Annotated in this window: 24 protein-coding genes; 14 read left to right on the forward strand and 10 right to left on the reverse strand. The window is 66.1% G+C overall.

Annotation, left to right across the window (positions count from 1 at the left end):
* Nucleotides 1-9: 9 nt before the first annotated feature.
* The 3 genes from QEG70_RS13905 to QEG70_RS13915 are packed head-to-tail and all read right to left on the reverse strand — an operon-like array spanning nucleotide 10 to nucleotide 2,515.
* Complete coding sequence (locus QEG70_RS13905) at nucleotides 10-330, reverse strand: hypothetical protein (RefSeq protein WP_308721214.1); 321 nt, start codon at nucleotides 328-330, stop codon at nucleotides 10-12.
* Nucleotides 327-1,313: an ornithine carbamoyltransferase gene (gene argF / locus QEG70_RS13910; RefSeq protein ID WP_308721215.1), complete on the reverse strand. Its 987-nt coding sequence runs from the start codon at nucleotides 1,311-1,313 to the stop codon at nucleotides 327-329. Before argF ends, QEG70_RS13905 begins: the two co-directional genes overlap by 4 nt.
* The gene (locus QEG70_RS13915) at nucleotides 1,310-2,515 is read right to left on the reverse strand and encodes an aspartate aminotransferase family protein (RefSeq protein WP_308721216.1); all 1,206 of its coding nucleotides are present in this window, start codon (nucleotides 2,513-2,515) and stop codon (nucleotides 1,310-1,312) included. Before QEG70_RS13915 ends, argF begins: the two co-directional genes overlap by 4 nt.
* A 273-nt stretch (nucleotides 2,516-2,788) precedes the next feature.
* On the opposite strand from QEG70_RS13915, the gene QEG70_RS13920 reads away from it, so the two are divergent.
* The 12 genes from QEG70_RS13920 to QEG70_RS13975 all read left to right on the forward strand — a co-directional run bounded on the left by QEG70_RS13920 (nucleotide 2,789) and on the right by QEG70_RS13975 (nucleotide 14,909).
* Nucleotides 2,789-3,430 carry a regulatory protein RecX gene (locus QEG70_RS13920; protein ID WP_308721217.1) on the forward strand — a complete coding sequence of 214 codons (642 nt, stop codon included), beginning with the start codon at nucleotides 2,789-2,791 and terminating at the stop codon, nucleotides 3,428-3,430.
* On the forward strand, nucleotides 3,427-3,888 hold the full coding sequence (locus tag QEG70_RS13925) for a CHAP domain-containing protein (RefSeq protein ID WP_308721218.1): 462 nt from the start codon (nucleotides 3,427-3,429) through the stop codon (nucleotides 3,886-3,888). The genes QEG70_RS13920 and QEG70_RS13925 overlap by 4 nt, the downstream gene beginning before the upstream one ends.
* A 129-nt stretch (nucleotides 3,889-4,017) precedes the next feature.
* Nucleotides 4,018-4,263, forward strand: coding sequence for a twin-arginine translocase TatA/TatE family subunit (locus tag QEG70_RS13930; protein ID WP_061273365.1), 246 nt, complete (start codon nucleotides 4,018-4,020; stop codon nucleotides 4,261-4,263).
* Between the two features lie 38 nt (nucleotides 4,264-4,301).
* On the forward strand, nucleotides 4,302-4,925 hold the full coding sequence (locus QEG70_RS13935) for a methylthioribulose 1-phosphate dehydratase (protein ID WP_308721219.1): 624 nt from the start codon (nucleotides 4,302-4,304) through the stop codon (nucleotides 4,923-4,925).
* Nucleotides 4,922-5,464: a 1,2-dihydroxy-3-keto-5-methylthiopentene dioxygenase gene (locus QEG70_RS13940; RefSeq protein ID WP_308721220.1), complete on the forward strand. Its 543-nt coding sequence runs from the start codon at nucleotides 4,922-4,924 to the stop codon at nucleotides 5,462-5,464. Before QEG70_RS13935 ends, QEG70_RS13940 begins: the two co-directional genes overlap by 4 nt.
* Nucleotides 5,465-5,488: 24 nt before the next feature.
* Nucleotides 5,489-6,205: an acireductone synthase gene (gene mtnC, locus QEG70_RS13945; RefSeq protein WP_308721221.1), complete on the forward strand. Its 717-nt coding sequence runs from the start codon at nucleotides 5,489-5,491 to the stop codon at nucleotides 6,203-6,205.
* On the forward strand, nucleotides 6,202-7,161 hold the full coding sequence (locus tag QEG70_RS13950) for a bifunctional riboflavin kinase/FAD synthetase (protein WP_308721222.1): 960 nt from the start codon (nucleotides 6,202-6,204) through the stop codon (nucleotides 7,159-7,161). Before mtnC ends, QEG70_RS13950 begins: the two co-directional genes overlap by 4 nt.
* Nucleotides 7,162-7,257: 96 nt before the next feature.
* Nucleotides 7,258-10,131, forward strand: coding sequence for an isoleucine--tRNA ligase (ileS, locus tag QEG70_RS13955; protein WP_308721223.1), 2,874 nt, complete (start codon nucleotides 7,258-7,260; stop codon nucleotides 10,129-10,131).
* 5 nt (nucleotides 10,132-10,136) lie between these two features.
* On the forward strand, nucleotides 10,137-10,610 hold the full coding sequence (gene lspA, locus QEG70_RS13960) for a signal peptidase II (RefSeq protein ID WP_308721224.1): 474 nt from the start codon (nucleotides 10,137-10,139) through the stop codon (nucleotides 10,608-10,610).
* Nucleotides 10,611-10,704: 94 nt separating this feature from the next.
* Nucleotides 10,705-11,193, forward strand: coding sequence for a DUF3035 domain-containing protein (locus QEG70_RS13965; protein ID WP_308721255.1), 489 nt, complete (start codon nucleotides 10,705-10,707; stop codon nucleotides 11,191-11,193).
* A gap of 180 nt (nucleotides 11,194-11,373) precedes the next feature.
* Nucleotides 11,374-13,239, forward strand: a complete 1,866-nt coding sequence (mutL, locus tag QEG70_RS13970) for a DNA mismatch repair endonuclease MutL (protein WP_308721225.1) — start codon at nucleotides 11,374-11,376, stop codon at nucleotides 13,237-13,239.
* A 134-nt stretch (nucleotides 13,240-13,373) separates the two neighbouring features.
* Nucleotides 13,374-14,909 (forward strand): NADH-quinone oxidoreductase subunit M, encoded by a 1,536-nt coding sequence (locus QEG70_RS13975; RefSeq protein ID WP_308721226.1) that lies wholly within the window; start codon nucleotides 13,374-13,376, stop codon nucleotides 14,907-14,909.
* Nucleotides 14,910-15,021: 112 nt separating this feature from the next.
* On the opposite strand, the gene parE is transcribed toward QEG70_RS13975, so the two are convergent.
* Both parE and QEG70_RS13985 read right to left on the reverse strand, forming a co-directional pair.
* Complete coding sequence (gene parE, locus QEG70_RS13980) at nucleotides 15,022-17,061, reverse strand: DNA topoisomerase IV subunit B (RefSeq protein ID WP_308721227.1); 2,040 nt, start codon at nucleotides 17,059-17,061, stop codon at nucleotides 15,022-15,024.
* A 155-nt stretch (nucleotides 17,062-17,216) separates the two neighbouring features.
* Nucleotides 17,217-17,753: a hypothetical protein gene (locus QEG70_RS13985; protein WP_130730629.1), complete on the reverse strand. Its 537-nt coding sequence runs from the start codon at nucleotides 17,751-17,753 to the stop codon at nucleotides 17,217-17,219.
* Between the two features lie 404 nt (nucleotides 17,754-18,157).
* On the opposite strand from QEG70_RS13985, the gene QEG70_RS13990 reads away from it, so the two are divergent.
* Complete coding sequence (locus tag QEG70_RS13990) at nucleotides 18,158-18,580, forward strand: hypothetical protein (protein WP_308721228.1); 423 nt, start codon at nucleotides 18,158-18,160, stop codon at nucleotides 18,578-18,580.
* A gap of 50 nt (nucleotides 18,581-18,630) precedes the next feature.
* Here the strand turns inward: QEG70_RS13990 and QEG70_RS13995 are convergent, their stop codons facing one another.
* On the reverse strand, nucleotides 18,631-19,077 hold the full coding sequence (locus QEG70_RS13995; RefSeq protein WP_061273344.1) for an RrF2 family transcriptional regulator: 447 nt from the start codon (nucleotides 19,075-19,077) through the stop codon (nucleotides 18,631-18,633).
* 152 nt (nucleotides 19,078-19,229) lie between these two features.
* Between QEG70_RS13995 and cysK the strand changes: the two genes are divergently transcribed.
* Nucleotides 19,230-20,219, forward strand: a complete 990-nt coding sequence (cysK, locus tag QEG70_RS14000) for a cysteine synthase A (protein WP_308721229.1) — start codon at nucleotides 19,230-19,232, stop codon at nucleotides 20,217-20,219.
* A 78-nt stretch (nucleotides 20,220-20,297) separates the two neighbouring features.
* Here the strand turns inward: cysK and QEG70_RS14005 are convergent, their stop codons facing one another.
* From QEG70_RS14005 to QEG70_RS14020, 4 genes are all read right to left on the reverse strand, one after another.
* A complete protein-coding gene (locus tag QEG70_RS14005) occupies nucleotides 20,298-21,443 on the reverse strand; it encodes an OmpA family protein (protein ID WP_308721230.1) in 1,146 nt (381 codons plus the stop codon).
* Between the two features lie 249 nt (nucleotides 21,444-21,692).
* Nucleotides 21,693-22,031 carry a DUF1491 family protein gene (locus QEG70_RS14010; protein WP_308721231.1) on the reverse strand — a complete coding sequence of 113 codons (339 nt, stop codon included), beginning with the start codon at nucleotides 22,029-22,031 and terminating at the stop codon, nucleotides 21,693-21,695.
* A 79-nt stretch (nucleotides 22,032-22,110) separates the two neighbouring features.
* The gene (locus QEG70_RS14015; RefSeq protein ID WP_374762610.1) at nucleotides 22,111-23,817 is read right to left on the reverse strand and encodes a S41 family peptidase; all 1,707 of its coding nucleotides are present in this window, start codon (nucleotides 23,815-23,817) and stop codon (nucleotides 22,111-22,113) included.
* Nucleotides 23,814-26,030: a ribonuclease R family protein gene (locus tag QEG70_RS14020; protein WP_308721257.1), complete on the reverse strand. Its 2,217-nt coding sequence runs from the start codon at nucleotides 26,028-26,030 to the stop codon at nucleotides 23,814-23,816. The genes QEG70_RS14015 and QEG70_RS14020 overlap by 4 nt, the downstream gene beginning before the upstream one ends.
* Between the last annotated feature and the right edge of the window lie 7 nt (nucleotides 26,031-26,037).

Genomic DNA, 26,037 nt, shown 5'->3' on the forward strand with positions numbered 1-26,037 from the left:
GCTGGGAAATCAGAGGTTGGCGGTAATATCCGCCTCCAGCGCTTCAAGGCGCTGGTCGAGGTCTTCAAGCGTTGTGGCAGGCAGCAGGCCCGCCTCCTGCACGGCGCTTATGGCCTGCTGGCGGCAGCGGTCATGCTCCATGTCCAGGTCCTGCGTGCGGCCCGCACCGGCAAGGCAGTCCAGATAGGCATCGCGGATGGCGTCAAGCCGGGTGTCATGCACCGGCAGGGCCGCGAAAATGTCGCGCGCGCTCTTTTCCGCCCAGCCGGGCACCTCGGGCGTGTCTTCGGTGCCGGTGGGCAGGGCAGGCTGTTCGGCGGGGCCGGTCATGCGGTGGGTTCCTTTCCATATTGCTGCCAGTCCGCGCCACACAGCGCCCAGACCAGAATGCCCTTTTGCGCGTGCAGGCGGTTCTCCGCCTCATCGAACACGACGGAGCGGGGGCCTTCAAACACGTCTTCGGTCACTTCCTCCCCGATATGGGCAGGCAGGCAGTGCAGGAAAAGGGCATCGGGGGCGGCATGCGCCATCAGCGCCGCATCAACCCGGTAGGGCTCGAAGGCGCTGACCCGCTGGTCGGATGCCTTGTCGGACATGCTGACCCAGGTATCGGTAATGATCGCGTCCGCCCCTTTGACCGCCGTAACCGGGTCGGTCGTGACCGTGATGTCGGCGCCATGTTCGCGTGCCCAGGCCACCGCCGCGACTGCGGGCGCATGCGTGGGCGGCGTTGCCAGCCGCAGGCTGAAGCCGAACAGGGCGGCCGCCTCGATGAAGGAGGTGGCGACATTGTTGCCATCGCCCACCCAGGCCAGCGTGCGGCCTTTGATCGGGCCGCGATGTTCCTCGAATGTCATGATGTCGGCCATGATCTGCACGGGGTGCGAATCCGGCGTCAGGCCGTTGATGACCGGCACGCTGCTCCACCGCGCCAGTTCGCGCAGGTTCTCGGTCTTGCCGGTGCGCAGCACGATGGCATCGACAAAGCGCGAGAGCACGCGGGCGGTATCGGCAATGCTCTCGCCACGCCCGAGCTGCATGTCGGATGGCGCAAGCAGCACCACGTTGCCGCCAAGCTGCTGCATGCCCACTTCAAACGACACGCGCGTGCGCGTGGAGGGCTTGGAGAGCATCAGCCCCAGCGCGCGGCCGCGCAGCGGCAGGGCGGGGTGCAGGGGGCGTGCCCGGTGGTCCTGCATGCGCTTGATGCCGGTGGCCACGTCGAGGATGGCGCGCAGCGTTGCGGCATCGACTTCCTTGAGGTCAAGGAAATGGCGGGGCGTGACATGGGTGGGGGTGCGTAGCGCGTTCATGCCACATTCTCCGCATTGGTGGCCGCGAGGTGGGCGCGCACGCGCGCGGCCGCCCGGTCCAGCATGGACAGGGCCGCGGCACAGTCGGCCTCGGTCACGGTCAGGGGGGGGAGCAGGCGCAGCACGTTGTCGCCCGCCGTCACGCACAGCATGCCTTCGCCCATGGCGGCGTTCTGCACCAGCGCCACGTCGGGCCTGCATTTGAGGCCAATGAGCAGCCCGAGGCCCCGATGGGCGGTGAAGACATCGGGGTGGGTTGCGATCAGCCGGTCGAAGCCCGCGTCAAGCTGTGCCGCCCGCGCCTGCACGCCTTCAAGGAAGCCGGGGGCGAGGATGATGTCGAGCACCGCGTTGGCGGCGGCGCAGGCCAGCGGGCTACCGCCAAAGGTGGTGCCGTGGCTGCCCGGTGTCATGTGCTTTGCAATGGTCTCGGTGGTCAGCACCGCGCCCATGGGGAAGCCGCCCGCAATACCCTTGGCGGTGGACAGGATGTCAGGCGTTATGTCCGACCATTCATAGGCGAACAGGCGACCGGTCCGGCCCATGCCGCACTGCACCTCGTCCACGCCCAGGAACAGGCCGTATTCATCGCACGCGGCCCGCAATTCGCGCATGAAGCGCTGGTCGGCGACATGGATGCCGCTCTCGCCCTGCACAGGCTCGATCATGATGCCCGCCGTCTCGGCGCCGATGGCGTCGCGCACGGCGTTCATGTTGTTGAGCGGTACGTGGTCGAAGCCTTCCACCCGCGGGCCAAAGCCATCAAGGTATTTGGCGTTGCCGGTGGCGGACAGGGTTGCCAGTGTGCGCCCGTGAAAGGCGCCGTTGAAGCAGATGATGCGCGTGCGCTCGGGGTGGCCGGACTTGGCCTGCGCGCGGCGGATCATCTTGATCATGCCCTCATTGGCTTCAGCACCCGAATTGCAGAAGAAGGCGCTATCGGCAAAGCTGTTGGCTACCAGCCGCTCGGCCAGCCTTTCCGCCTGCGGCACGCGATACAGGTTCGAGACATGCATGACGCGCTGCGCCTGCTGTGCGATGGCCTGCACCAGATGCGGGTTGTTGTGCCCGACCGAGGAGGTGGCGATGCCGGAGCCGAAATCAAGGAATCGTCGCCCGTCCACCGTGTACAGCCAGGCACCTTCGCCACGCTCGAAAGCGAGGTCGGCGCGATTGTAATTCGGCATCAGGGCGGAAATCATGGAATGGCCTTGTGATTTCGGGTCAAAGGAAAAAGAATGATGGTCCAGAAACGAAAATAACCCACCGCTCGGGGTGGGCATCTTTTCAGTCCCTGCTTTTTCCCGGTCCGCATGCGGGGCCTTCGTCGCCGCGCGATGGGGCCGGAAAAGCGGAAGAATATGGCGCAATGGGCCAAAATGCAACCTTCAGCGCCATTTCCACCCCGCATTGAGGCCATGCCTGCCATACGGCCATAGGCGCGCGCGGGCTGATTGTGGCATACTATGCGCATCATGGTGGCCCGTCCTTCCCGTTCCGCACCCCGCCCGCTGCCGCCCGCGCCCGATGGTGCTGCGCTGCGCGCGGTGGCACTTGCTTATCTGGCCCGCTTCTCGGCCACGCGGGCGGGGGTGATGCGGGTGCTGACCCGTCATGTCGAGCGCTGGGCACGCCGCGCGGTTGACGGCGGAATGGATGCCGAGGAGGCCGCGCGCAGCGTGCAGCCCGCCCGTGCGCTGATCGGGCGCATCGTGGCGGACATGGAGGGGCTCGGTGCCGTGGATGATGCCCGTTTTGCCGAATTCCGGGCGCGCTCGCTGGCACGCGCCGGGCGCTCGCGCCGCATGGTTGCCGCCCATCTGAGCGCGCGCGGCGTGGATGAGGCGACGGCTGGGGTTGCGGTGGAGGAGGCGCTGGGCGCGCGCGATGGAGAGGGGCGCGAGACGGAGCTTGCCGCCGCCCTTGTGTTCATCCGCAAGCGCCGGGCGGGGCCTTTCCTGCGGGCCGATGCCGGGGAAGAGGAGGCCGCCCTGCGCCACCGCCGCGCAATGGATGCGATGGCGCGCGCGGGCTTTACGCGCGATACGGCGCGCACGGCGCTGGATATGGACCGTGACGAGGCGGAGGACAGGATCATGCGTATGAGGATGGCGTGAGGCGCGTGCTGGCGCGCGGGGCGGCAGGGCTGTCGCTCCTGTCGCTCGCGGCCTGTGCGGGGGGCAGCGGGCAGGGCTGGCACGGCGCGGTGCAGTGCGCGCCCTATGCGCGGCAGGTCACCCATGTGCAGTTGCGTGGCGATGCGGCCTCATGGTGGGGGCAGGCGCAGGGGCATTACCCCCGCACGCATGTGCCCCATTTGGGCGCGGTGCTGGTGTTCAGGGCTACGGGCCGCCTGCCAGATGGTCATGTCTCGGTCGTGCGGCAGGTGCGCAGCCCGCGTGAGGTGCTGGTGGACCAGGCCAACTGGGTGCCCGGACAGGTGGGCCGCGGCGAGCCGGTGGTCGATGTATCGGGGCGCAATGACTGGTCGCAGGTCAAGGTCTGGTGGTCCCCCATTCACGCGATGGGCAAAACCGTCTATCCTGCCTACGGGTTCATCCTGCCACGGGGCTGAGTGGCGTGCGGCAGGGGTGCTTGCATATCATGCGCTCTCCCCTCACATAGGCGGGGAGGGCAGGCCGCTTCCATACGGGAGGGTGGCCAACACGGCATTTTGCGTCACGGACGCGGATCGAGGGATGCGATGGGTAGCTTGAGCTGGGGACATTGGCTGATCGTACTGGCAGTGGTGCTGGTACTGTTCGGTGGCGGCGGCAAGATCAGTTCGCTCATGGGTGACATGGCGCGCGGGATCAAGTCGTTCAAGAAGAACATGGCCGATGACGAGCCGCACGAGCCCGTGGCCTCCGGCCACATCCAGGGGCCGGGCAAGGAAAAGGACGCAACCTTTACCGAAGCGCCGCAGCCTTCCACCAATAACGTGAAATGACGCGGCTTTCCGATCACGCGGGTGGAAAGCGCTGAAGCATGACGCAGGCCGTTTTCCCCGCAGGGGCCTATTGCCGCGCGGTAGGGCGCATCATTGCCGCGGGCCAGCGCATGGACCGCTTTGGCTGGGTGCCCGCCACGGCGGGCAATATCAGCATCCGCCTGCCTGATGGCAATCTCGCCATCACGCGTTCGGGCGGGCACAAGGGGCTGCTTGGGTCCGACGGGGTGATCTGCGTCGATCCGCAGGGGCGCCCGCTCACGGCAGGCGACCGGCCCAGCGCCGAGACATTGCTGCACTGCCAGGTCTATGCGCATGACCCCGCGGCAGGCGCCGTGCTGCATGGCCACTCCGTCGCCTCCACCGTGCTGTCGATGGCAGGTGGCGACGCGCTGGTGCTTGAAGGCTACGAGGTGCAGAAGGTCTTTGCCGGGCAGGACACGCATGCCGCCCGCGTAACCGTGCCCATATTCGACAACGACCAGGATATCGCCCGCCTCGCGCGCGTGGTGGCCCCGCATCTTGATGGCATGCGCGCGGGCTACATCATCCGTGGGCACGGGGTGTATGTGTGGGGGGCGGACATGGACATGGCCCTTGCGCGGCTTGAAGGGCTTGAGTTCCTGCTCGCCTGCGAACTGGAAAAAAGGAAGCTCCCATGAGCCGCCTGAACGTTTTTGCCGATAACAATCCCGGCACGCCCATCATTCACCTGACCGACCCCGCCCGCATCGCATCCGAACTCGCCCCCCTCGGCGTGCGCTTCGAGCGCTGGAACAGCCCGGTCACCCCCGACCGCGCAGCCCCCGAGGCCGAGGTGCTGGCCGCCTACCGCCCCTATCTTGACCAGCTTATGGGCGAGACGGGAGCAGGTTCCGCCGATGTGCTGCGCGTGGGGCCGGAAACGCAGGGCTGGGCAGAGGCGCGGCGCAAATACCTGTCCGAGCACACGCATGGCGAGGACGAGGTGCGGTTTTTCGTGCACGGGCAGGGTGATTTCATCCTGCATGTAAACGGCCGCGTATATGACGTGCGCTGCACGGCGGGCGACCTGATCTCGGTGCCCGCGGGCACGCCGCACTGGTTTGATGGTGGCGAGGCGCCCGATTTCGTAACGCTGCGCATCTTCACCAACCCCGATGGTTGGATCGCGTGCTATACCGGCAGTGACATCGCCGTCCGCTTCCCCGCCGAAGCCTGAGCCGCACCGAAGGAGAACAAGACCGTGACCCAGGCCACGCAGCCGCCAGTACGCGCGGTGCTGCTGGATATCGAGGGGACGACCATTCCGGTTTCCTTCGTCCATGCGACCCTGTTTCCCTATGCCCGCAAGGCGCTGCCCGCCCTGCTGCGCACCCATGCGGATGACCCCGCGGTCAAGGCCCAGATCGCGGAAATCGCGCGCCTTGCCCCCGGCGTGCCCCCCCTGCACCAGCTTGAGGCATGGATGGACGCCGATGCCAAGGTAGCCCCCCTCAAGGCGTTGCAGGGCATGGTCTGGGCGCAGGGCTATGCCGAGGGCGCGCTCAAGGCGACCCTCTACCCTGACGTGGTGCCCGCCCTGCGCTGCTGGGCGGCGGCGGGGCTGTCGCTTGCGGTCTATTCCTCCGGCTCGGTAGCAGCCCAGAAGCTGATCTATGGCCATACGACCGAAGGCGACCTGAGCAGCGTGTTCGTGGGGTTTTACGACCTGCAGATGGGCGGCAAGCGCGATGCCGAAAGCTATCGCCGCATCCTTGACGCCGCGCGCTGGCAGGCGGGCGATGTCCTGTTCCTGTCCGATGTGGTGGCCGAGCTTGACGCGGCGGCACAAGCGGGCCTGCGCACCTGCCAGATCGTGCATGCGCAGGACGGCACGCAGCCCGGCACCACGCACCCGGTGGCAGGCTCGCTGGCCGAGGTGGCGCAGCGTTTCGGCCTGCCGCACCCGGAGGTGGCATGAAGGCGCGGCTGCATACCGACTGGCGGCACACCCCCGATAGCGCGCGGGGATGCGTGGCGGCGCTGGGCAATTTTGATGGCGTGCATCTGGGCCATGCCCACCTGGTCCATGCGCTGCATGCCGCCCGCCCCGAGCGCGAACTGGCGGTGGTTACCTTCGAGCCGCACCCGCGCGAACTCTTCCGCCCGCAGGACCCGCCCTTTCGCCTGACCCTGCCTGAGGAGCGCTTTGCCGCCCTTGCCGCCCTCGGGGTCAGGCATGTGTTCCAGATCGGGTTTGACCCCGAATTCAGCGCCATGAGCGCCGAGCATTTCGTCACCCGCGTGCTGCATGAAGGGCTGGGCCTGCGCCATGTCGCCTGTGGCATGGATTTCGCCTTTGGCCACCGCAGGCAGGGCAATGTCGATTTCCTGACCGCGCAGACCGAGGCGCTGGGCATCGGGCTGACCGTGGTGCCGCCGCTTTCCGATTCGCTGGGGCCGTATTCCTCAAGCCGCATCCGCAGACTGTTGCAGGATGGCTACCCCGAGCGCGCGGCGGAGGAACTCGGGCGGCCGTGGTCGATTCGCGGCGTGGTGCAGCATGGCGACAAGCGTGGCCGCCTGCTTGGCTTCCCCACGGCCAACATCGCCCTTGGCCGCCACCTTGAACCCGCGCGCGGGGTCTATGCCGTGAGCGTGCGCCTGCCTGATGGCCGGGTCTGCCCCGGCGTTGCCAATATCGGCCGCAGGCCCACCATCAATGACGGGCAGGAAAGCCGGCTCGAAGTGCACCTGCTCGGCTTTGATGGCGACCTGTATGGCCAGACCCTGTCGGTGGCGCTGCACACGCTGCTGCGCGCCGAGCGCCGGTTTGACGGGCTTGATGCGCTCAAGGCCCAGATCGCGCGTGATTCCGCGCAGGCCAGCGCCTGGCTTGCCCTGCACCAGACAGGCGGCCCACCTGCCAAGGCTTGACCGCGCCGCGCCGCCGCACCCATAACGTTGCGCCCCCTGACATTGCGCCCCTGGGGGCCAGTTGAACTTTCCCCTGCCAGAAGAACAGAACAGGCCATGTCCGAGTCAAAACCACAGGATCTCTATCGGGAGACGGTCTTCCTGCCGACGACCTCCTTCCCCATGCGTGGCAACCTGCCCCGGCGGGAACCCGAGATTCTGGCGGGGTGGGACGGCGAAAAGCTCGATGCGCGCCTGTTCGAGCAGGCGAAGGGGCGTGACGTGTTCATGCTTCATGATGGTCCGCCCTACGCCAACGGCCACCTGCATATCGGCCACGCGCTGAACAAGATCCTCAAGGACGTGATCAACCGCGCCCACCGCATGGCGGGCTACGGCATCCATTACGTGCCCGGCTGGGACTGCCACGGCCTGCCGATCGAATGGAAGATCGAGGAAGAATACCGCAAGCGCGGGCAGGACAAGGACAGCGTGCCCGTGCTGCAGTTCCGCGCCGAGTGCCGCGCCTATGCCCAGAAATGGCTCGACACGCAGGCTGCCGAGTTCCGCAGGCTGGGCGTGCAGGCGGAGTGGGCGAACCGCTACGCCACCATGGATTTCTCGTCAGAGGCGGCAATCGCGGGCGAGATCGGCAAGTTCCTGCTCAACGGCCTGCTGTATCGTGGCCTGCGCCCGGTCATGTGGAGCCCGGTTGAAAAGACCGCCCTGGCCGAGGCCGAGATCGAATACCGCGATCACGAGTCTACCGCCATCCACGTGGCCTTCCCCTTCGTGACCGACCCGACGCCTGCGAAGGCGCTCGAAGACGTGGGCGCCGTGATCTGGACCACCACGCCGTGGACCATCCCCGCCAACCGCGCCATCGCTTACGGCCCCGACATCACCTATGCCGTGGTGCGGGTTGATGGCGTGAGCGAGAACGCGACCCTGGAGCCCGAAGCAAAGGTGCTGGTGGCCGAGGATCTGATCGCCCCGTTCTGCGAGGCTGCAGGCGTTACGGCCCACCACGTTCTCTACACCCTGCCGGGCAGTGCGCTGGAAGGCGCGATCTGCGCCCATCCGCTGCGCGGGCAGGGCTACGATTTTGACGTGCCGCTGCTGCCCGGCGAGCACGTGACGACCGAGGCGGGCACCGGCCTCGTGCACACAGCCCCCGCCCATGGCGAGGACGACTTCAACCTTGGCCGCGCCCATGGCCTGGAAATCACCGAACTGGTGATGGATGATGGCCGCTACGCCGATTACGTGCCGCTCTTTGCCGGTGGGCATGTGTTCAAGGCCGCCGAGCCGGTGTGCCAGGCCCTGCTTGAGGCCATGCAGCGTGCCGTGAGTGCGGGCACCGCGCCGTGCGGGCTGGTGGCGCGGGCGACGCTTGTGCATTCCTACCCGCATTCATGGCGCTCGCGCGCGCCGATCATCTTTCGCGCCACGCCGCAATGGTTCATTCGCATGGATGGCGAGGGCCACCTGCGCGACCGTGCGCTGGCAGCGCTTGAGAACGTGACCTTCGTGCCCGCGCAGGCGCGTAACCGCCTGACCTCTATGGTGGCAGGGCGGCCCGACTGGTGCATCAGCCGCCAGCGCGCCTGGGGCGTGCCGATTGCCGTGTTCGTGGAAAAGCGCACCGGCGAGGTGCTGCGCGATAAGGAGGTGATGGAGCGCGTTGTTGCCGCCTTCCGCGCTGAAGGGGCGGATGCGTGGTACAGCTCGCCTGCCTCGCGCTTCTTGGGCGAGGGCCGCAACCCCGATGATTACGAGCAGGTGTTCGACATCGTGGATGTGTGGTTCGAGAGTGGCTCGACCCATGCTTTCGTGCTCGGCCATGGCGACATGCCTTTCCCCGCCGACCTGTATCTTGAAGGCTCGGACCAGCATCGTGGCTGGTTCCAGTCCTCGCTGCTTGAAAGTGTCGGCACGCGCGGCGTAGCCCCTTACAAGGCGCTGGTGACCAACGGTTTCGTGCTTGATGAGCAGGGCCGCAAGATGTCGAAGTCGCTGGGCAACGTCATTGCGCCGCAGGATGTCAATGACAGCCTTGGCGCCGATATCCTGCGCCTGTGGGTCATGAACTCGGACACCAACGAGGACCTGCGCATCGGCAAGGAAATCCTCAAGCAGCAGGGCGAGCTTTACCGCCGCCTGCGCAACACGCTGCGCTGGCTGCTCGGTGCACTCGACGGCTTTACCGAGGCCGAGCGCGTGCCCTACGCCGAACTGCCCGAGCTTGAGCGCTGGGTGCTGCACCGCATGACCGAACTCGGTGGCCTCGTGGCCCGCGCGGTGGAAACGCATGAATGGGTGGGTGTTTACCCCGCGCTGCATGGCTTCTGCGCGGCTGACCTCTCGGCCTTCTACTTCGACGTGCGCAAGGACACCATCTACTGCGATGGCCCGCACAGCCTCAAGCGCCGCGCGGCCCGCACCGTGCTCGACCACCTGCATCGCAACCTGTGCGCGTGGCTGGCCCCGGTGCTGGTGTTTACGGCGGAGGAAGCCTGGCTGGCCCGCCCCGGCAATACCGAGAGCGTGCACCTGCAATCCTTTGCGGAACTGCCCACCGAGTGGAACGACCCCGAACTGGGCGAGCGCTGGGCCATGCTGCGCGCCGTGCGTCGCATCATCACCACCGAGATCGAGACCGCGCGGCGCGACGGGCTGGTCAAGTCCTCGCTGCAGGCAGCGCTTGAACTGCCCCTGTCGGAGGCGGAAGCCGCGCGGTTTGCGGGCGTGGACTGGGCGGAACTCAGCATTGTCTCGCAGGCGGATGTGACCGTGGTGGCGGGCAGCGGCTCGATCTATCTGGGCGAGGACGAGGCCCAGGAAGGCACACCCCACGGCATTCCCACCATCAGCGTGGCCACGGGCCATAAATGCGCGCGCTGCTGGAAGGTGCTCGATGAAGTGGGGCGCGACGCCAACCACCCCGAACTGTGCCTGCGCTGTGTCGATGTGGTGCAGGGCAAGGCATAGCCGCGATGAACAACCGCGTTCTGGGTGCTGGCTGCCTGCTCGGCGCGCTGGTGGCCGATCAGGCCAGCAAATACTGGGTCCTCAACATCTACGACCTGCCGGTGCGTGAAAGCGTGCCGGTGCTGCCCGGCCTGAACCTGACCATGGTGTGGAACCACGCCATCACCTTTGGCATGCTGGGGGGCGCGGGGGCTGCTGGCCGCATCATTTTCTCGGTCGCAGCCCTGCTGATCGTGGCGGGACTGGGCGTATGGATGGCGCGCACCCGGCGGCACTGGGTGGCGGTGGCGCTGGGCATGGTCATGGGGGGGGCGATTGGCAACGTGATCGACCGGCTGCGCTTTGGCGCGGTGGTCGATTTCATCCATCTGCACGCCCATGGCTGGTCATGGCCGGTGTTCAACATCGCCGATGCGCTGATAGATTGTGGCGTTGCGATCCTGATTATCGACAACCTGCGTGATCGCGATGCAAACTAGGTCGGGCGCGGCGCGCACATGCTTGCCGAACCGTTCCACTCACGGTAATAGGCGAGATATGGCGATTTCAGCTCTCAGACCCCTTTCATGTGCATTGCTTGTGTCGAGTGGCTTCATGCTCTCGGGGTGCACGGGTGCCGATGTTTCGCGCGCTTTCGGGCTCGAGCGCAGCCTGCCCGACGAATACACCGTCACCACCCGCGCGCCCCTGTCCATGCCGCCATCGGATGAACTCGGCGCGCCCAACAGCAATGCGGTCCAGCGCGCGCAGGACACCAACCCGCGCATGCAGGCGCTTGAAACCCTCTCGCCCAACGTGGCGCTGCAGGGGGCTGATGGCACGGACAGCGCAGGGCAGACCGCCCTTGTGGGTCAGGCGCAGGAAGCCGCGAACGAGCCCGACAAGGGCGAGATGGGCCGGGCTGACACCAGCTTTGTGGACAAGCTGATGTTCTGGCATGGTGGCGGGGCGGGGAACCTGGTCAATGGCAAGGCGGAAAACGCCCGCCTGCGCGAGGATTCGGCCCTTGGCCGCAACCTGACCCAGGGGGCTACGCCCACCGTCAGCGGCCCGGCCAAATAAGAGATTTCCAGCTGCCGTTTTTTTAAAAAGCGGCACGCGCTGAAGTTTTTTGAAATGGCGCCACCGGCAACGTCCCTTATGGTTACGGGATGTTTGCTGGAGGGGCTTTTCTGGCCGCCCCATGCGGGCTGGCCCGCACGGGTGCGGCATCCGCGTATTCCACAACCCCGGTTTATCCGCATGAACACGTCTTCCACGCCTGAATTGCCGGTTATCCGTCGCCTGTCAGAGCAGGTGGTCAATCGTATTGCCGCGGGCGAGGTGATCGAGCGCCCGGCCGCAGCCCTGAAGGAACTGGTTGAAAACGCGCTGGATTCGGGGGCAAGGCGCATCGGCATCCGCCTCGACCGGGGCGGGATCGACCGCATCGAAGTGACTGATGATGGCTGCGGCATGTCGCCCGATGATCTGTGCCTGGCTGTGGAGCGGCACTGCACCTCCAAACTGCGTGACGAGACGCTGGTGCGCATTTCCACCCTTGGTTTCAGGGGCGAGGCGCTGCCCTCCATTGGCGCTGCGGCGCGGCTTACGGTCATGTCGCGGCAACGTGGAGCGGATTCGGCATGGTCGATCCGTGTGGAAGGGGGGGCTGTGGGCCAGCCTGAACCCTGTGCTGGGCCTGCGGGTACCCGCGTGCTGGTGGAAGACCTGTTCTTTGCCACGCCCGCGCGGCGCAAATTCCTCAAGAGCCCGCGTGTCGAATCCAGCCATGCCGAGAACGTGGTGCGCAGGCTGGCGCTATCTGCCCCGCATGTGGCGTTCCGGCTGGAATTCGACCAGCGCGTGGTCCTTGACCTGCCCGCGCAGGACCGGGCCGCCCGCGTCGCGGCCATTCTCGAGGCCGGTCAGGCCGATGGCCTGTTATTGGTTGAAGGTCAGCGTGGCGACCTGAAGCTGAGCGGCTATATCTGCGCGCCCTCGGTGCACCGGGCCACGGCCAACGGGCAGATGCTGCTGGTCAACGGGCGGCCCGTGGTCGATCCCGTGCTGCGCACGGCGGTGCGCGTGGCCTATCGCAACGTGATGGAGCACGGGCGGCATGCGGTGGTGGCGCTGTCGCTTGAAATTCCGCCCGAGCAGGTGGACGTGAACGTGCACCCCGCCAAGACCGAACTGCGCTATGCCGACTCGGCTGCAGTGCGGGCGCTGGTCATTGGCACGCTGGGGCGGGTTCTGGGCACCGGGGCGGGTATTGCGGGCGTGCGGCCCGACCTGCTCCAGTCGCGCGGGCCATCCTCCGCCCGCATCTGGTACCCGCCCGAGCGTGGGAATGACGCGGCGGACCTGTCCACCCGCATGGCAGCGCCATTGGTGCCTACCCCGCAGGCCGATCCGGGCCTGCCTCCCGGTTTTGCCGAGTCGTCGCTGCCGCTCGCGGCCCTGCCCGCCGCCCGCAAGGCGGTGCCTGACGCCGTGCTTGAGCATACGGACACCACGGCCGCCATGGCGCATCCGCTGGGGGCGGCGGTGGCGCAGGTGCTGGGCACCTATATCCTGTCACAGACGGCGGATGGCGCGCTGGTGCTGGTGGACCAGCATGCCGCCCATGAGCGCCTGACGCATGAGCTCCTGCGCGCGCAGTATCTGGGCGGCGAGATCCGCGCCCAGCGACTCCTGCTGCCCGAGGTGGTGGACCTGCCCGCCCGGCAGGTGGACGTGCTGCTGCCTTTCGCGCCCGCGCTGGCGCGGCTGGGCATCGAGATCGAACCCTTTGGCGGCACGGCGGTGCTGGTGCGCGCCCTGCCTGCGCTGCTGGGCAAGGAAAACCCGGCTTCCATGCTGCGCGACTTGGCCGAGGAACTGGAGGCGGACGAGCTTTCCACCCCCGCCCAGGCCGATGCGCTGGACAGCCGCATGGATGCGATCATTGCCCGCATGGCCTGCCATGGCAGTGTGCGGGCGGGCCGCAGGCTCACACACGAGGAAATGAACGCCCTGCTGCGCGACATGGAACGCACCCCGCGCGCGGGCACCTGCTCGCATGGCCGCCCCACCTGGCTGAAGCTGGAAAAGGCCGATCTTGAGCGGATGTTCGGCCGCCGCTAGGCCGCGCAACAGGGCCTGCAAGCACAGGGGCAGGGGTGTGGCGGCGGCAGGCATGCCGGGGTTCCTCGGCATAATGTGAGCGGGGCGTGGCTGGATTCTCTCCATCCAACGCTCCTAGGGTCAGCGCATCATTCATGGATGATGTGAGACCGAATGTGCATCCGATCCTGCTCTCCCTAGTTACGTATCTGCCCCTTGTGGGGGCTGCGGCCATCCTGCTCACGCGCGGCACGGCCCAGAGTATCGAGACCGCCGCGCGCTGGGTGGCGTTGTGGACCAGCAGCATCGTGTTCGTGCTGGCTGTTGTCATGTGGGCGCAGTTCAACCCCGCAAGGCCCGGCATCCAGTTCGAGCAGCAGGTGGGCTGGGCCAGTGGCGCGGGCATGTCCTACCATGTGGGGGTTGATGGCATCAGCCTCATGTTCGTGCTGCTCTCCGCCTTCCTCACGCCGCTGGCCATCATTGGCGGGTGGCGGCAGGTCACGGGGCGGGTGCGTGACTACATGGTGGCCATGCTGGTGCTGGAAACCACGCTGATCGGCCTGTTCTCGGCGCTCGATCTGGTGCTGTTCTATGTGTTCTATGAAGCAACGCTGCTGCCCGCCAGCCTCATGATTGGCGTATGGGGCGGCCCGCGCCGGGTCTGGGCCTCGCTGCAGTTCTTCCTGTTCACCTTTGGCGGCTCGCTGTTCATGCTGCTGGCACTGCTGGCCATGTGGAACGCCACCGGCACCACCGACATCGTGGCCCTGCAGCATCACGGTTTTGGCCACGGCATGCAGTGCTGGCTGCTGGCGGGCTTCATCATCGCCTTTGGCGTCAAGCTGCCGCTCTTCCCGCTGCATGCCTGGCTGCCCGATGCCTATACGGAGGCACCGACCCCGGCCTCGGTCATGCTCTCTGGCGTGCTGTCAAAGGCGGGGGCATACGGGCTGCTGCGCTTTGGGGTGATGATGTTCCCCGATGCGGCGCGGCTGTTCGCCCCCGTGGTGCTGACGCTGGGGGTGATTGCGGTGATCTATGCCGCCATCATCGCCCTGGCGCAGACCGATATGAAGCGCGTGATCGCCTATTCCTCGTTCTCGCATATGGGGGTGATCGCCATCGGGCTGTTTACGCTCACGCCTGAGGGGATTGATGGTGCGATTTTCCAGATGCTGTCGCATGGCATCGTGATTGCAGCGCTGTTCTTCTGTGTCTCTGCCGTGTCTTGGCGGGCGGAAACGCGCGAGATCAGCGCATTCTCAGGTGTTGCCCACAAGATGCCGGTGCTGGCTACGCTGGCCATGCTGTTTGTCATGGCCAATATCGGCCTGCCGGGCACAGGGGCGTTCGTGGGTGAGTTCCTGGTCATGGTCGGCGCGCTGCATGTCTCGTTCTGGCTGGCCTTCCTCGGCGGCACGAGCATGATCCTGGGGGCGGTCTATATGCTGGTGCTCTACCGCCGCGTGCTGTTTGGCGCGGATCGGGGTGGCATCGTGGCACTGCTGCGCGACCTGACCGGGCAGGAACTGGCCGTGCTGGTACCGCTGGCGATCGTTACGGTGTGGATGGGGGTGCATCCCAACTCGTTCCTGCGCGTGTTCGACCCCGCCGTGACCTACCTGCTGCACCCGCTGGCTACCGTGGCGGCAGTCGAGCCCACGCAGATCACGCATGTGGCAGGATAAAGGTTTTGGGCGCCGCCTTTTTTAAGGCGGCGCTCTTCTGAAGCTTTTGAAAAAAGCTTTACCAAAAACGTCTGTTTTTAAAGCCCGGCCCTCATCTGGAGGCCGGGTTTTTTCATACGTCGAGGTTATCGACCTGATTGGCGTGTTCCTGAATGAAGCGGAAACGCAGTTCCGCCTTGCGGCCCATCAGGTGTTCCACGCGCTCGAGCGTAAACGCCCGGTCCTCGGGTGGGGTGATGACCTTGAGCAGCGTGCGGTGCTTGGGGTCCATCGTGGTCTGCTTGAGGTCGGCGGGCGGCATTTCACCAAGCCCCTTGAAGCGTGAGACCTCGACCTTGCTGTTGGGCTTGAACACCTTCTTCAGCTTGCGCTCGCGATCGGCGTCATCCATGGCGTAAACGCTCTTGCTGCCCTGTGTCAGGCGGTAGAGCGGCGGCTGGGCAAGATACAGATGCCCGCCCCGGATCAGGCCGGGCAGTTCGCGGTAGAAGAACGTCATGAGCAGGGAGGCGATATGCGCGCCGTCCACATCGGCATCGGTCATGATGATGATGCGGCCATAGCGCAGCTTGCTCGCATCAAAGCGCTCGCCCGTGCCGCAGCCGAGTGCCTCGACAAGGTCACGCAGTTCCTGATTGCCGCGCAGCTTTTCATTCGAGGCGCTGGCCACGTTCAGGATCTTGCCGCGTAGCGGCAGCACGGCCTGCGTCTCGCGGTTGCGGGCCTGCTTGGCGGAGCCGCCGGCCGAATCGCCCTCGACGAGAAAGATCTCGGTCTCGGCTGCGTTCTCGCGCGTGCAGTCGGTCAGCTTGCCGGGCAGGCGCAGGCGGCGGGTGGCACTCTTGCGCGGGGTGTCCTTCTGCTCCTTGCGGCGCAGGCGCTCTTCCGCGCGTTCGACCACAAAGGCCAGCAGGTTGTCGGCCTGCGGCGGGTTGCCCGCGAGCCAGTGGTCAAAGCGGTCGCGCAGCGCGGTCTCGACCAGCTTGCTGGCCTCGCCGCTGGTCAGCTTCTCCTTGGTCTGGCCCTGGAACTGCGGGTCGCGGATGAATACCGAGAGCTTGGCGGCGATGCAGCCCATGATGTCATCGGCGGTAATGTTGGCCGCGCGCTTGTTGGCGCGCTGCTCGCCCCAGTTGCGCAGGCCCTTGACCAGCGCGTTGCGAAACCCGGTCTCGTGCGTGCCGCCATTGGGGGTGGGAATGGTGTTGCAGTACGACGCCAGCGCCGCAGGCCCCTGCTCAAGGAAGGCGATGGCCCATTCCATGCGCCCCGTATCGGCCCCATCAGGCCCTGTGGGCAGGTCGGCATCACCGGCCCACAGGTCGGTCAGCAGGGCGGCTTTTTCGCCCAGTTCATCGCGCAGGCTGTCAGCCAGGCCACCGGGGAAGTGCAGCACCGCCTCGGCGGGGATGTCATGGTCCTTGATCAGCGCCGGATCGCACGACCAGCGGATGGTCACGCCACGGAACAGGAACGCCTTGGAGCGGCACAGCCGGTACAGCCGCGCGGGCGAGAAATGCAGCCGCCCGAAAATCTCGGGGTCAGGGGTGAAGCGGATCTGGGTGCCGCGCCGGTTATTGACCGGGCCAACCTTCTCCACGCCTGAAAGCGGGCGGCCGCGCTCATAGACCTGCCGCCACAGGGCGCGATCACGCGCGATCTCGACTTCCATGCGTGAGGCCAGCGCGTTGACGACCGATGAACCAACCCCGTGCAACCCGCCCGACGTGGCATAGGCCTTGCCCGAAAACTTGCCGCCCGCATGCAGCGTGGTCAGGATCACTTCCAGCGCCGAACGGTCGGGAAAGCGCGGATGCGCGTCCACCGGAATGCCGCGCCCGTTATCACGGATGGTCAGGTAGTCACCGGCCTCGAGGGTTACATCGATGGTGGTGGCATGGCCTGCCACGGCCTCGTCCATCGCGTTATCGAGGATCTCGGAGGCGAGGTGATGATAGGCTGTCTCATCCGTGCCGCCGATATACATGCCCGGCCGCCGCCGTACGGGTTCGAGTCCTTCCAGTACCTCGATGGCGCTGGCGTCATAGGAATCGGGACCGTTTTTTGCGGGGTCTGGCATGGCGGCGGGGGGAACCTTGTGCGGGGTGGGCCGGGCAGGGGGCGCAGGCGTGGAAAAAAGATCGTCGTTCATGAAGCGTTCTTTGTTCTGTCAGGTCACGTCCTGTCAAGCTGCGCGGCCTGTCTCCTTAGCGCTGACTATGCCCGCACTTGCAGGCATGAAAAAGGCCGGACAAAGCCCGGCCCCGATTTTTCTTCAGCTCTTTGCCGTGCAGGCTGGCGCGGGCGTCAGCTCCGCACCGTGCGGCGCGCGGGCGTGCGCGGGCGGGCGGGGGCTGCGGCCGGGCGGTTGGGGGCCGTGCAGGTCAGGTAGGAAGCGGGCTGGATGATGTCCTTGGCCTGGGCGTAGGCGGACAGGTCGGCGGTGCTTTCGAGTTCCTGCACTTCATCGAACATGGAGACATGCTGCTGGCAGAATGCCGTGCCCGCCTGCAGGCCGCGCTCGGACTGCACGTTGGCGAGCTGCGTGATGTAGTCATCATGCTGGCGCTGGGCGTTGCGGCCATAGGTGGAGGAGAAATACCCGTTGAGCACATGCTCCTCGGCCGCGAGCTTGGGGCGGAACTTGCCGACGAAGTTGTTGTACTTGTCCTGCACGCCACAGGACAGCGCGGTGACCATGAGCTGGCTCTTCAGCCCCTGCACGTCAAACGCCTCATGCGCGGGCGAGGGGGAGCACGGACCGGCAGCCAGTGCCTGCCCGCCATTAACCAGCCCCACAAGGGCAAGAGCTGCAGCGCCAGCGCGCCAGATCGACATGGACATCAGGACGGGTTCTCCAGAGGTAGTGGGGCGGTTGCCAATGGGGGTAATGCACGGACCCCGCATATTCCGGCACGATGAAATCCGGATCAGGTCTATAGCGCAAACAGGCTGCGGCCAAAAGGGCGCGCGGCAGACCCGCGTTCAAAAACATGCGTTATGAATGCACGATGGGATGACAGCGCCCCGTGAGCCGGGTATGCCACACGGGCAGGGCGTGCATGCCTGCGCAAAAGCTGGCGGGTGGGGCTTTCCCGCGTTGGTGCGTTGTTCTACAGCGTATGCCACGGTGGTTGGCCCGTGCGCCAATCCTGACCGTTACGGGGCGGCGCAGGCGCAATGGTCCTTAACGGGTGATGTATCAAACACAGCGGAGCTGACGAGTGCGACTGCGACTGTCTGCAATCATGATGACGACGGGCATTCTGCTCGCCGGATGTGACAACAAACCGGCGGTAAACCTTGGTGGCATTGCCGGAACCCCCAATCCCTACAACTACATGAAGGCCTCCGGCCAGTGTCAGGTGGGCAGCCTTGCCGATGCGGGCAAGAACACGAAGTCCACCACCATGCAGGTGCGTAGCGATGATGGCTATTGCGCCATCGAGACGCGGGCCGCGGCTGGCCACCCCTATGCCTCGTTTGGCGTCTCTCCGGCGCCCGATCACGGCAAGGTGTTCATCTATAACTACAACGATCACACTTATGTGACGTACACGGCCAATACCGCCTATTCCGGCCCGGACAAGTTCCGTGTGGTGCTGATTCCCGGTGGGGGCAAGCCGCGTGAATACATGGATGTGACCGCTACCGTCACCGCCGCGAAATAACCCGGCGGCCTGCCAGCCCTGCCGCGGCAGGGCTGGCAGGTAGGGTCAGATCAGATTGAAAACGTGATCGGTTCGGGCAGTGGGCGGCGCATGCCCGCATGCTCGGCCCGGCGCACAAGGTCATCAAGGCTGATCTTGCGGCACTGTTCATCGATCATCGTATCGAATTCCTGCCAGCATGGCTCGACAACTTTCTGGAACAGGCCGCCAATCGGGCCGTCATCCGTGTTGTCCTCCGCCGTGATGACCGCAAGGATATCCGCAAGCATGATATCGCGCCGCGGGCGGCCGAGGCGGTAGCCGCCACGGGGGCCGCGCACGCTTTCCAGCAGGCCCGAGCGTGACAGGGTCTGGAGCAGTGGCTCGATCCCGCGCCGGGCCAGACCCGCGCGCTCGGCGATGTCGGCAGCACTGATGGTGCCGTTCCGCCCTGCGTGAAAGGCCACGTCAAGCATGATCAGTATGGCAATCATGGTCCTGTCACGCCGCAGCAGCATATCGTTCAGCCTCGCCTTGCCTCGATGAAAAACCGGTTTCTCCCCATTTATCAGTAATTGGGTGATTGTTCCACGCTTCTGTTCAGGAGGATGGTGGATTATGTCAGACTGCACGCGTGAATAGGCCATACCGCACCAAGGAGTGATACCGGATGACGAAAACCACCCCGCCCGATCGCACGTACGGTTTTGCCGCCCCGCGCGGGCGGATATACGACTCCATTGTCGAGACCGTGGGGGGTACGCCTCTGGTCGCGCTGCCGCATCTGACCCGCGAGGATGGCCTGGCCGCCCGCGTGCTGATGAAGCTGGAGTTCTTCAATCCGCTCGCCTCGGTCAAGGATCGGATTGGCGCTGCCATGATCGAGGATGCCGAGGCGCGTGGCGAGATCCATCCCGGCAAAACCACGCTGGTGGAACCGACTTCGGGCAATACCGGCATTTCGCTGGCGTTTGTGGCGGCGGCACGCGGCTACAGGCTGATCGTGACCATGCCGGAGGGCGCCTCGATCGAGCGGCGCAAGATGCTGCGCCTGCTCGATGCCCAGCTTGAGCTTACGCCCTCGCGCCTGGGCATGGCGGGCGCCATCGCCCGCGCTGAGGAAATCCTGAAAAAAACCCCGAATGCCTGGATGCCGCGCCAGTTCGACAACCCGGCCAATCCTGCAATCCATGCCGCCACCACGGCGGAGGAAATCTGGGTCGATACGGCGGGTGAGGTTGATATTGTCGTGGCGGGCCTGGGCACGGGCGGCACGGCGAGCGGCATTGCCCATGGGCTCAAACTCCGCAAGCCAGGCATCGAGGTCTATGGCGTGGAGCCGATGGAAAGCGCCATCCTCAACGGCGATGAGCCGGGGCCGCATGGCATTCAGGGAATCGGGCCGGGTTTCTGCCCCCGCACGCTCGACCTTGCGGCGCTGGCGGGCGTGCTGCCGGTATCGGAGCGCGAGGCGATTGCCGCCGCCCGCCGCTGCGCGCGGCTGGACGGGGTGCCGGTGGGCATCTCATCGGGGGCGGCGCTGCATGCGGCCATACAGCTTGCAGGGCGGCCAGAGAATGCAGGCAAGACCATCGTGACCATCGCGCCCTCCTTTGCCGAGCGCTACCTGTCCACATCCCTGTTCACCGGACTGGTCTAGTTCAGGCACCTTCCTATGAAAAAAGCGGCTCCCTTGCGGTGCCGCTTTTTTTTCATGCCCGGACGTGAAAATGTCCAATCAGTGCAGGATGATTTCTACCCGGCGGTTCTGGGCCTCGCGCGTGTTGGCGGCGGTCTGCACCAGCGGGTTGGCGTCACCATAGCCGTGAATGTCGATGGCGGGGCCGGGCACGCCGTCACGCACCAGCTCGGCCTTGATGACCTGCGCACGCTTGAGCGAGAGGGCCTGGTTATACTTTTCCCCCTGCGGGCCGGGATGGGCCGCCGAGTTGTCGGTATAGCCATTGACCTCGATGCGCGTGGTCTGGGTGTTGGTCGAGGCCTGGGCCGCGACGGCCACGATGGAACGGGCGCGGTCGGTCAGGTCGCTACGGTCCCAGTCAAAGAACACGAGATAGGTCCGGTTCTCGGCGGGGGCGGGCACGGCGTTGGTTGACGGCGGCGGCGGCGGCGGGGGGGCCGGGTTGAACTCGTAGCGCAGGCCGAGCATCAGCGAATGGTTGAAGTCGGTGCGGCTGTCGCGGTTGCCGTTGCGAAAGCCGTAATCGCCGTTCATGGCGGCAAGCGTGGTCTCGCTGCCTGTTACCACCGAGTGGTGCGACTGCGGGCCAAGCATGGTCCAGAACCGGTATTCCGCCGTAGCCGACAGGCCCACAACCCATGGCATGGGGAAGGAGAGGCCGAATATGCCCTGATAGGCGAAGTTGCCGTAGCTGCCGCTCACGTGCTGGTTGTAGCTCGCCCCGTTCACGTTGCCCGTGATGGTGGTGTTCATGTTCTGCCAGCCATAGCCAATACCCGCGCCAAAATACGGGAACAGCCAGCTTTTGCCGATATCAAGGTCGAACAGCGCATTGGCCATCAGCCCCGATTCCTGCTGCCGGCCATCGGCATGGGCATGATAGGCGGCATTGCCACCCACGGTTTTCAGGTCGTTGTTGCGATAATGGCCCTCAAGTTCGACGCGGAAGCCATTGCCAAGCCCCCAGCCAATCGCGCCGAGGCCGATGGCACCGGTGCGAAACTGATCACGTGCCGAAGAATTCCGTATGACCTGGCCCTGGTTGAAGGTCGCACCACCTTCACCGCTCATATACAGGCCCTGGACAGGCTGGGCGAATACAGGGGCGGAGACCAGCACGGAGCCCAGGGTAACCGAGGCAGCCAATAAAGACCCTGCAAGCAATCCGTACCGCAGATTCATACTCTTTTTCTCCCTTCGACGGGCCTCTTCCGGCATATAGGCCCGGTCGGGTGCACGTGCCATATTCCCTGGACTGATCAGCATCCGCATTCTTTTGCTGAAAGAAACCGCCCCTGACAATCCATTGCCCCCACCTTAACCCGCCGCTTGGGGGTGTGTGGCCCACTGGCATGGCTGACTGTGTGCCAGATGCCACACCTTGCCGGCCGGATCGGTTTCCCTGCTTTCAAACCCGTGGAATCACGTCTTTCATATCAATCTTGCTTCAAACGGCGGCGCCAGATCAGGGGCGTCGAACTCAACAACCCACAAGTCGGGGTCGCGTTCCATCTGCCGTGTGACATAGGCGTCAACACCAGCCTGATCAACATCCGTCTCCCCTGTAGCGCGGAACCATGCCCGGCGTCCATCGGGGGTACGGGTCTGGGCCAGCACGCACATCCGCCCCTGCCGCCCCATGAGCACGACCAGAACGCCCCCCGCATCATCATCGCCATGGTGCAGCACCATGCCCGGATTTCCCTTCTGTCCAGCCTGGCGCAGCATTGCCCGGACCCACAGGCCGGTTTTCAGGCGGGGTTCATCCATGGGGTCTGGTTTCTCCGGTAATGCATAAAAACACAGGGTGGCATGCAGGAATAGCACAGTTTGCACCCGCGCGGGCGACTCATCCCCCGTTAGGGAGGGGTGCGTCTTCTTCCGGTATGGCCGACAGGGCGGCGCGGTATTCCTCAGGGTTGTCGAGCAGGGAATGCGCGGCATCGAGGTCGCTATCGGTGCCGATGGCGGCAGGACAGGCCTTGCGGATGGCCAGCACATGCGCCAGATCGGCCGGTGAGCGGACCTGGCGTGCCGCCACCACCCACTGCGCGCTGTCGGCCGTGCCTTCGGCCAGGTTCTGCAACTGGCGTTCGAGTTCGCTTTCGCCCCGGCTGGTGCACACCTGCGGCATCACGCCCAGCCCCTGCAGCGGCCAGCCCAGCGGTGCGAGCACGCGACTCCATGTGACAAACAGTTCGGCCCCGTTGGGCATCTGGCCAATGGTCTGCACCAGCCCCTTGCCCAGTGTTGCGCTGCCAACCACCACGCCGCGCTTCTGGTCGGACAGGGCGGCGGCGAGAATTTCGGCGGCACTCGCGGTCCGGCCATCAACCAGCACGATAATGGGCAGGCCATTGGTCATGTCACCGCCCTGCACGGCCCAGACATGGTTGGCCTGCGGGTCGCGCCCCTGCGTAATGGCGGCAACCCCGTGGTCGAGCATGAGGGCCGAGGTGGTCACCGCCTGTTGCAGCACGCCGCCCCGGTTGCCGCGCAGGTCAAGGATCAGGCCCGCAATGCCGGGCACGTTCATGGCCTCGTCGAGGTACTGGCTCATTTCCTCCGCCGTGTTGGCGGAGAAGGCGGTGATGTGCAGCACCACATGCTTGCCGCTGGTATAGGCGAACACCGTCTCGGGTGGGGTGGAGGCGCGGTGCAGGCTAACCGTGGTCTGCCGCCCCTTGGCTTCCACCGTAATGCGCACGAGGCTGCCAGCCGGGCCATCGAGCCATGAGGTTACGGTATCGACCGTGCGGGACTCGGTGGAGCGGCCATTGACCGCGCGCACGATCTGCCCCGCCGCCAGGCTGGTGGGCCAGGCCGGGCCGTTGGCATTGACCGCCGTGATCCTGATGGCGTGGTGGTCCAGCCCCAGGGTCAGCCCTGCCGTGGCCTCGCCGCCGGTGCGGGTGCTGCGGTCCGATACGGCGGCGCCGGGCGGGATATAGCGTGAATAGGGATCGAGATGATTGAACAGCTCATCAAAAAAACCCTGCAGCACGCCCTCCTGCCCGGTGTTGCGCATGGCGGACGAGTGCTGCCACGCCACGTCGAGAATGCGGGTGATGGCACCACTCCATCCCGCCACATCATCCGGTGCGGGCACGGGCAGGGCGAGCACCGTTTTCTGGGTGGCGGCGAGTTGCAGGAAGCCGTGCTGCTCGTCAATGCTGAGCGAGGGGTCGAGCGCGCTCAGCCCGTTCAGCCCCCACAGGGCGAAATCGTGAATCGTGTGGCTTTCCAGCGTGCGGGGCTGGAGAAAGGACAGACTCGCCTGCATGACCGATGACAGCACGGCAAGGTCCATGCCGGGCATGTCCGGGTTTTCCATGCTGTCTTCATGCAGTGGGGGCTGGGGCGTGGGCGCGCGCGGGGTGGCGGGCAGGTCATCGGCGCAGGCGGCGGTGGTGAGCCGGGCGATGATGAGCAGCAGGATGAACGTATCACGCGGGAGGTGGCCCAGCGTGGCCATGCGCCGCCGCCACGTGCCCGCCCCTTCGCCGGCCAGCCCCATGGGCCGGGCGATGATGACGGGAAACAGGGCGCGTTTCACGGCCTGCGTTTCCGCAGGCGGGGTGCCACGTCGGGCAGGGCCAGAAGGACGGTGCCCCGGATGGCGCATGCTTCTTCTATCCGTACGCGCAGAGCCTGACCGGGGCGGAATGCCATGGTCGTGTCGCGTGCGTGCAATGTCTGCGTTTTTTCATCGTGATGCCATTGATCTTCCGGCAGGGCAGACATGGGCAGTAGGGCGGAGGTTCCTGTTGCATCCAGCACGACAAAAATACCGAATCGGGACAGGCTGGAAATATGCCCGTCCATTTCGGTGCCAATCCGCGCCCCAAGCCAGGTCGCGCCGTAGCGCTCCAGCGTCTCGCGCTCGGCCTGGGCCGCGCGGCGCTCGGTGCGGGTAATGGCCTCGCCCACTTCTTCCAGTGCCTCATGGCCGGGTGCCGGGCCGGGTTCGAGTCCGGTCGCCACGAGCAGCGCGCGGTGGGTCATCAGGTCGGCATAGCGGCGGATGGGGCTGGTGAAATGCGCGTAGGCCGCAAGAGAGAGGCCAAAATGACCAACCGGCTCAGGGCTGTATTCCGCCTGGTTCTGCGCGCGCAGGATCAGTTCATTGACCAGACCGGCCTGATCGGTGTCGCGCACCTGCTCCAGCACGCGGTCAAGGTCGGCGGCGCGCAGGCTGCCCACCGGCGGCAGTTTCAGGCCCATCAGGTCGAGCGTGCGGCGCAGGCTTTCCAGCCGCTCGGGCGTGGGGGGCGCGTGGATGCGGTACAGGCACGGGATATGCCGCGCCTCAAGGCAGCGGGCGGCGGCGACATTGGCCGCGATCATGAATTCCTCGACCAGCCTGTGGCTGTCGAGTCGGATTCGTGGCGCAATGGCCGTGATCTCGCCCCCATCGCCCAGCCGCACCAGCCGCTCGGGCAGGTCGAGGTCCAGCGTGCCGCGCGCGCGCCGGGCGTGGGTGAGGCAGGTCCACGCGCCAAACAGGCTGTCGAGCAGGCCCGGTGGCAGGGCCTGCATGGTGGTGTCGGGCGCACCATCGCGCGCGGCCTGCACCTGCTCGTAGGTCAGGCGGGCAGCGCTGCGCATGATGCCGCGCCCGAAGCGGGCATTGCTGACCGCGCCATCAGGCGCCACGGTCATGGTCACGAACAGGCAGCCCCGGTCCTCATCGGGGCGGAGCGAGCACCACCCGTTCGAGAGATCCTCGGGCAGCATCGGGATCACCCGGTCGGGGAAGTAGACCGAATTGCCACGCAGCCGGGCCTCGCGGTCGAGTGCACTGCCGGGGCGCACGTACCAGGCCACGTCGGCAATGGCGATGGTGATGCGGAAGTCCTCGCCATCGGGTTCGGCGTAGATGGCATCATCAAAATCGCGTGCGTCCACGCCATCAATGGTGACCAGTGGCATCTCGCGCAGGTCGGTGCGGCCTGTGGGGGCAACGCCACGGGCAGCTTTTGCCTGGGCCAGCGCCTCGGTGGGGAAGACGTGGGGAATGCCCAGCATGGCGACAGACACCATGCTGATGGTCCGCGCATCGCCCTGCGGGCCAAGCCGCTCGATGATGCGCGCGGGGTGCAGCCCCGGCCCGGACTGGGGCAGGGGGGTGGCGATGACAATTTCGTTATCCGGCGTGCCGTCATCCTCGCCCGCGGGGATGGCCCATTCGGCCTTGGCGCGGCGGTCGGCGGGGGTGAGGCGACCTGCGGGGCGGAATCGGGCAGGCGTGCTGGCTGCCGGGTCATCAGGCGGCAGGGTGCGGAACAGGCCCACGATCTGTATGGGCGCATCACTCACGCGGCGCAGCGTGCGGCCTTCATATCTGCCAGGCCCTACCCGGCGCAGGCGGGCCACCACGCGTTCGCCCGGTGCCAAAGCCGCGCGGCCACGCAGTTCGGGGTGCATGAACACGGTCGGCGGCGGGCCTTCGCCATCCCACTGCACGGGTTTTGCGATCGGGTCGCCATCGGCATCGGTGCCGGTGACCTGAACCACCATGGATTCGGGCAGCCGGTCCGATACGCGAAAGCGCCGTGCGCCCGCAGGGGCCAGCGTGCCATCAAGCGCCATGTCGCGCAGCATCTCGCGCAACGCCGCCTTGTGCTCCGGCCCAAGGCCGAATTCGCGGCTGATCTCGCGCTTGCCGATGCGCCCTGTCGCCCCTTCGATAAACGCGCGGAGCTGCTCACGATCGGGCAGGCCCCCCGTACGGGCTGGCGGCGTGCCCGTGGGCAGGCGGTCCGGCATCTCGGGA

Origin of the sequence: Komagataeibacter xylinus, from assembly GCF_031081985.1 — a bacterium.
In the GTDB taxonomy this organism is placed as follows: Bacteria; Pseudomonadota; Alphaproteobacteria; order Acetobacterales; family Acetobacteraceae; genus Komagataeibacter; species Komagataeibacter xylinus_E.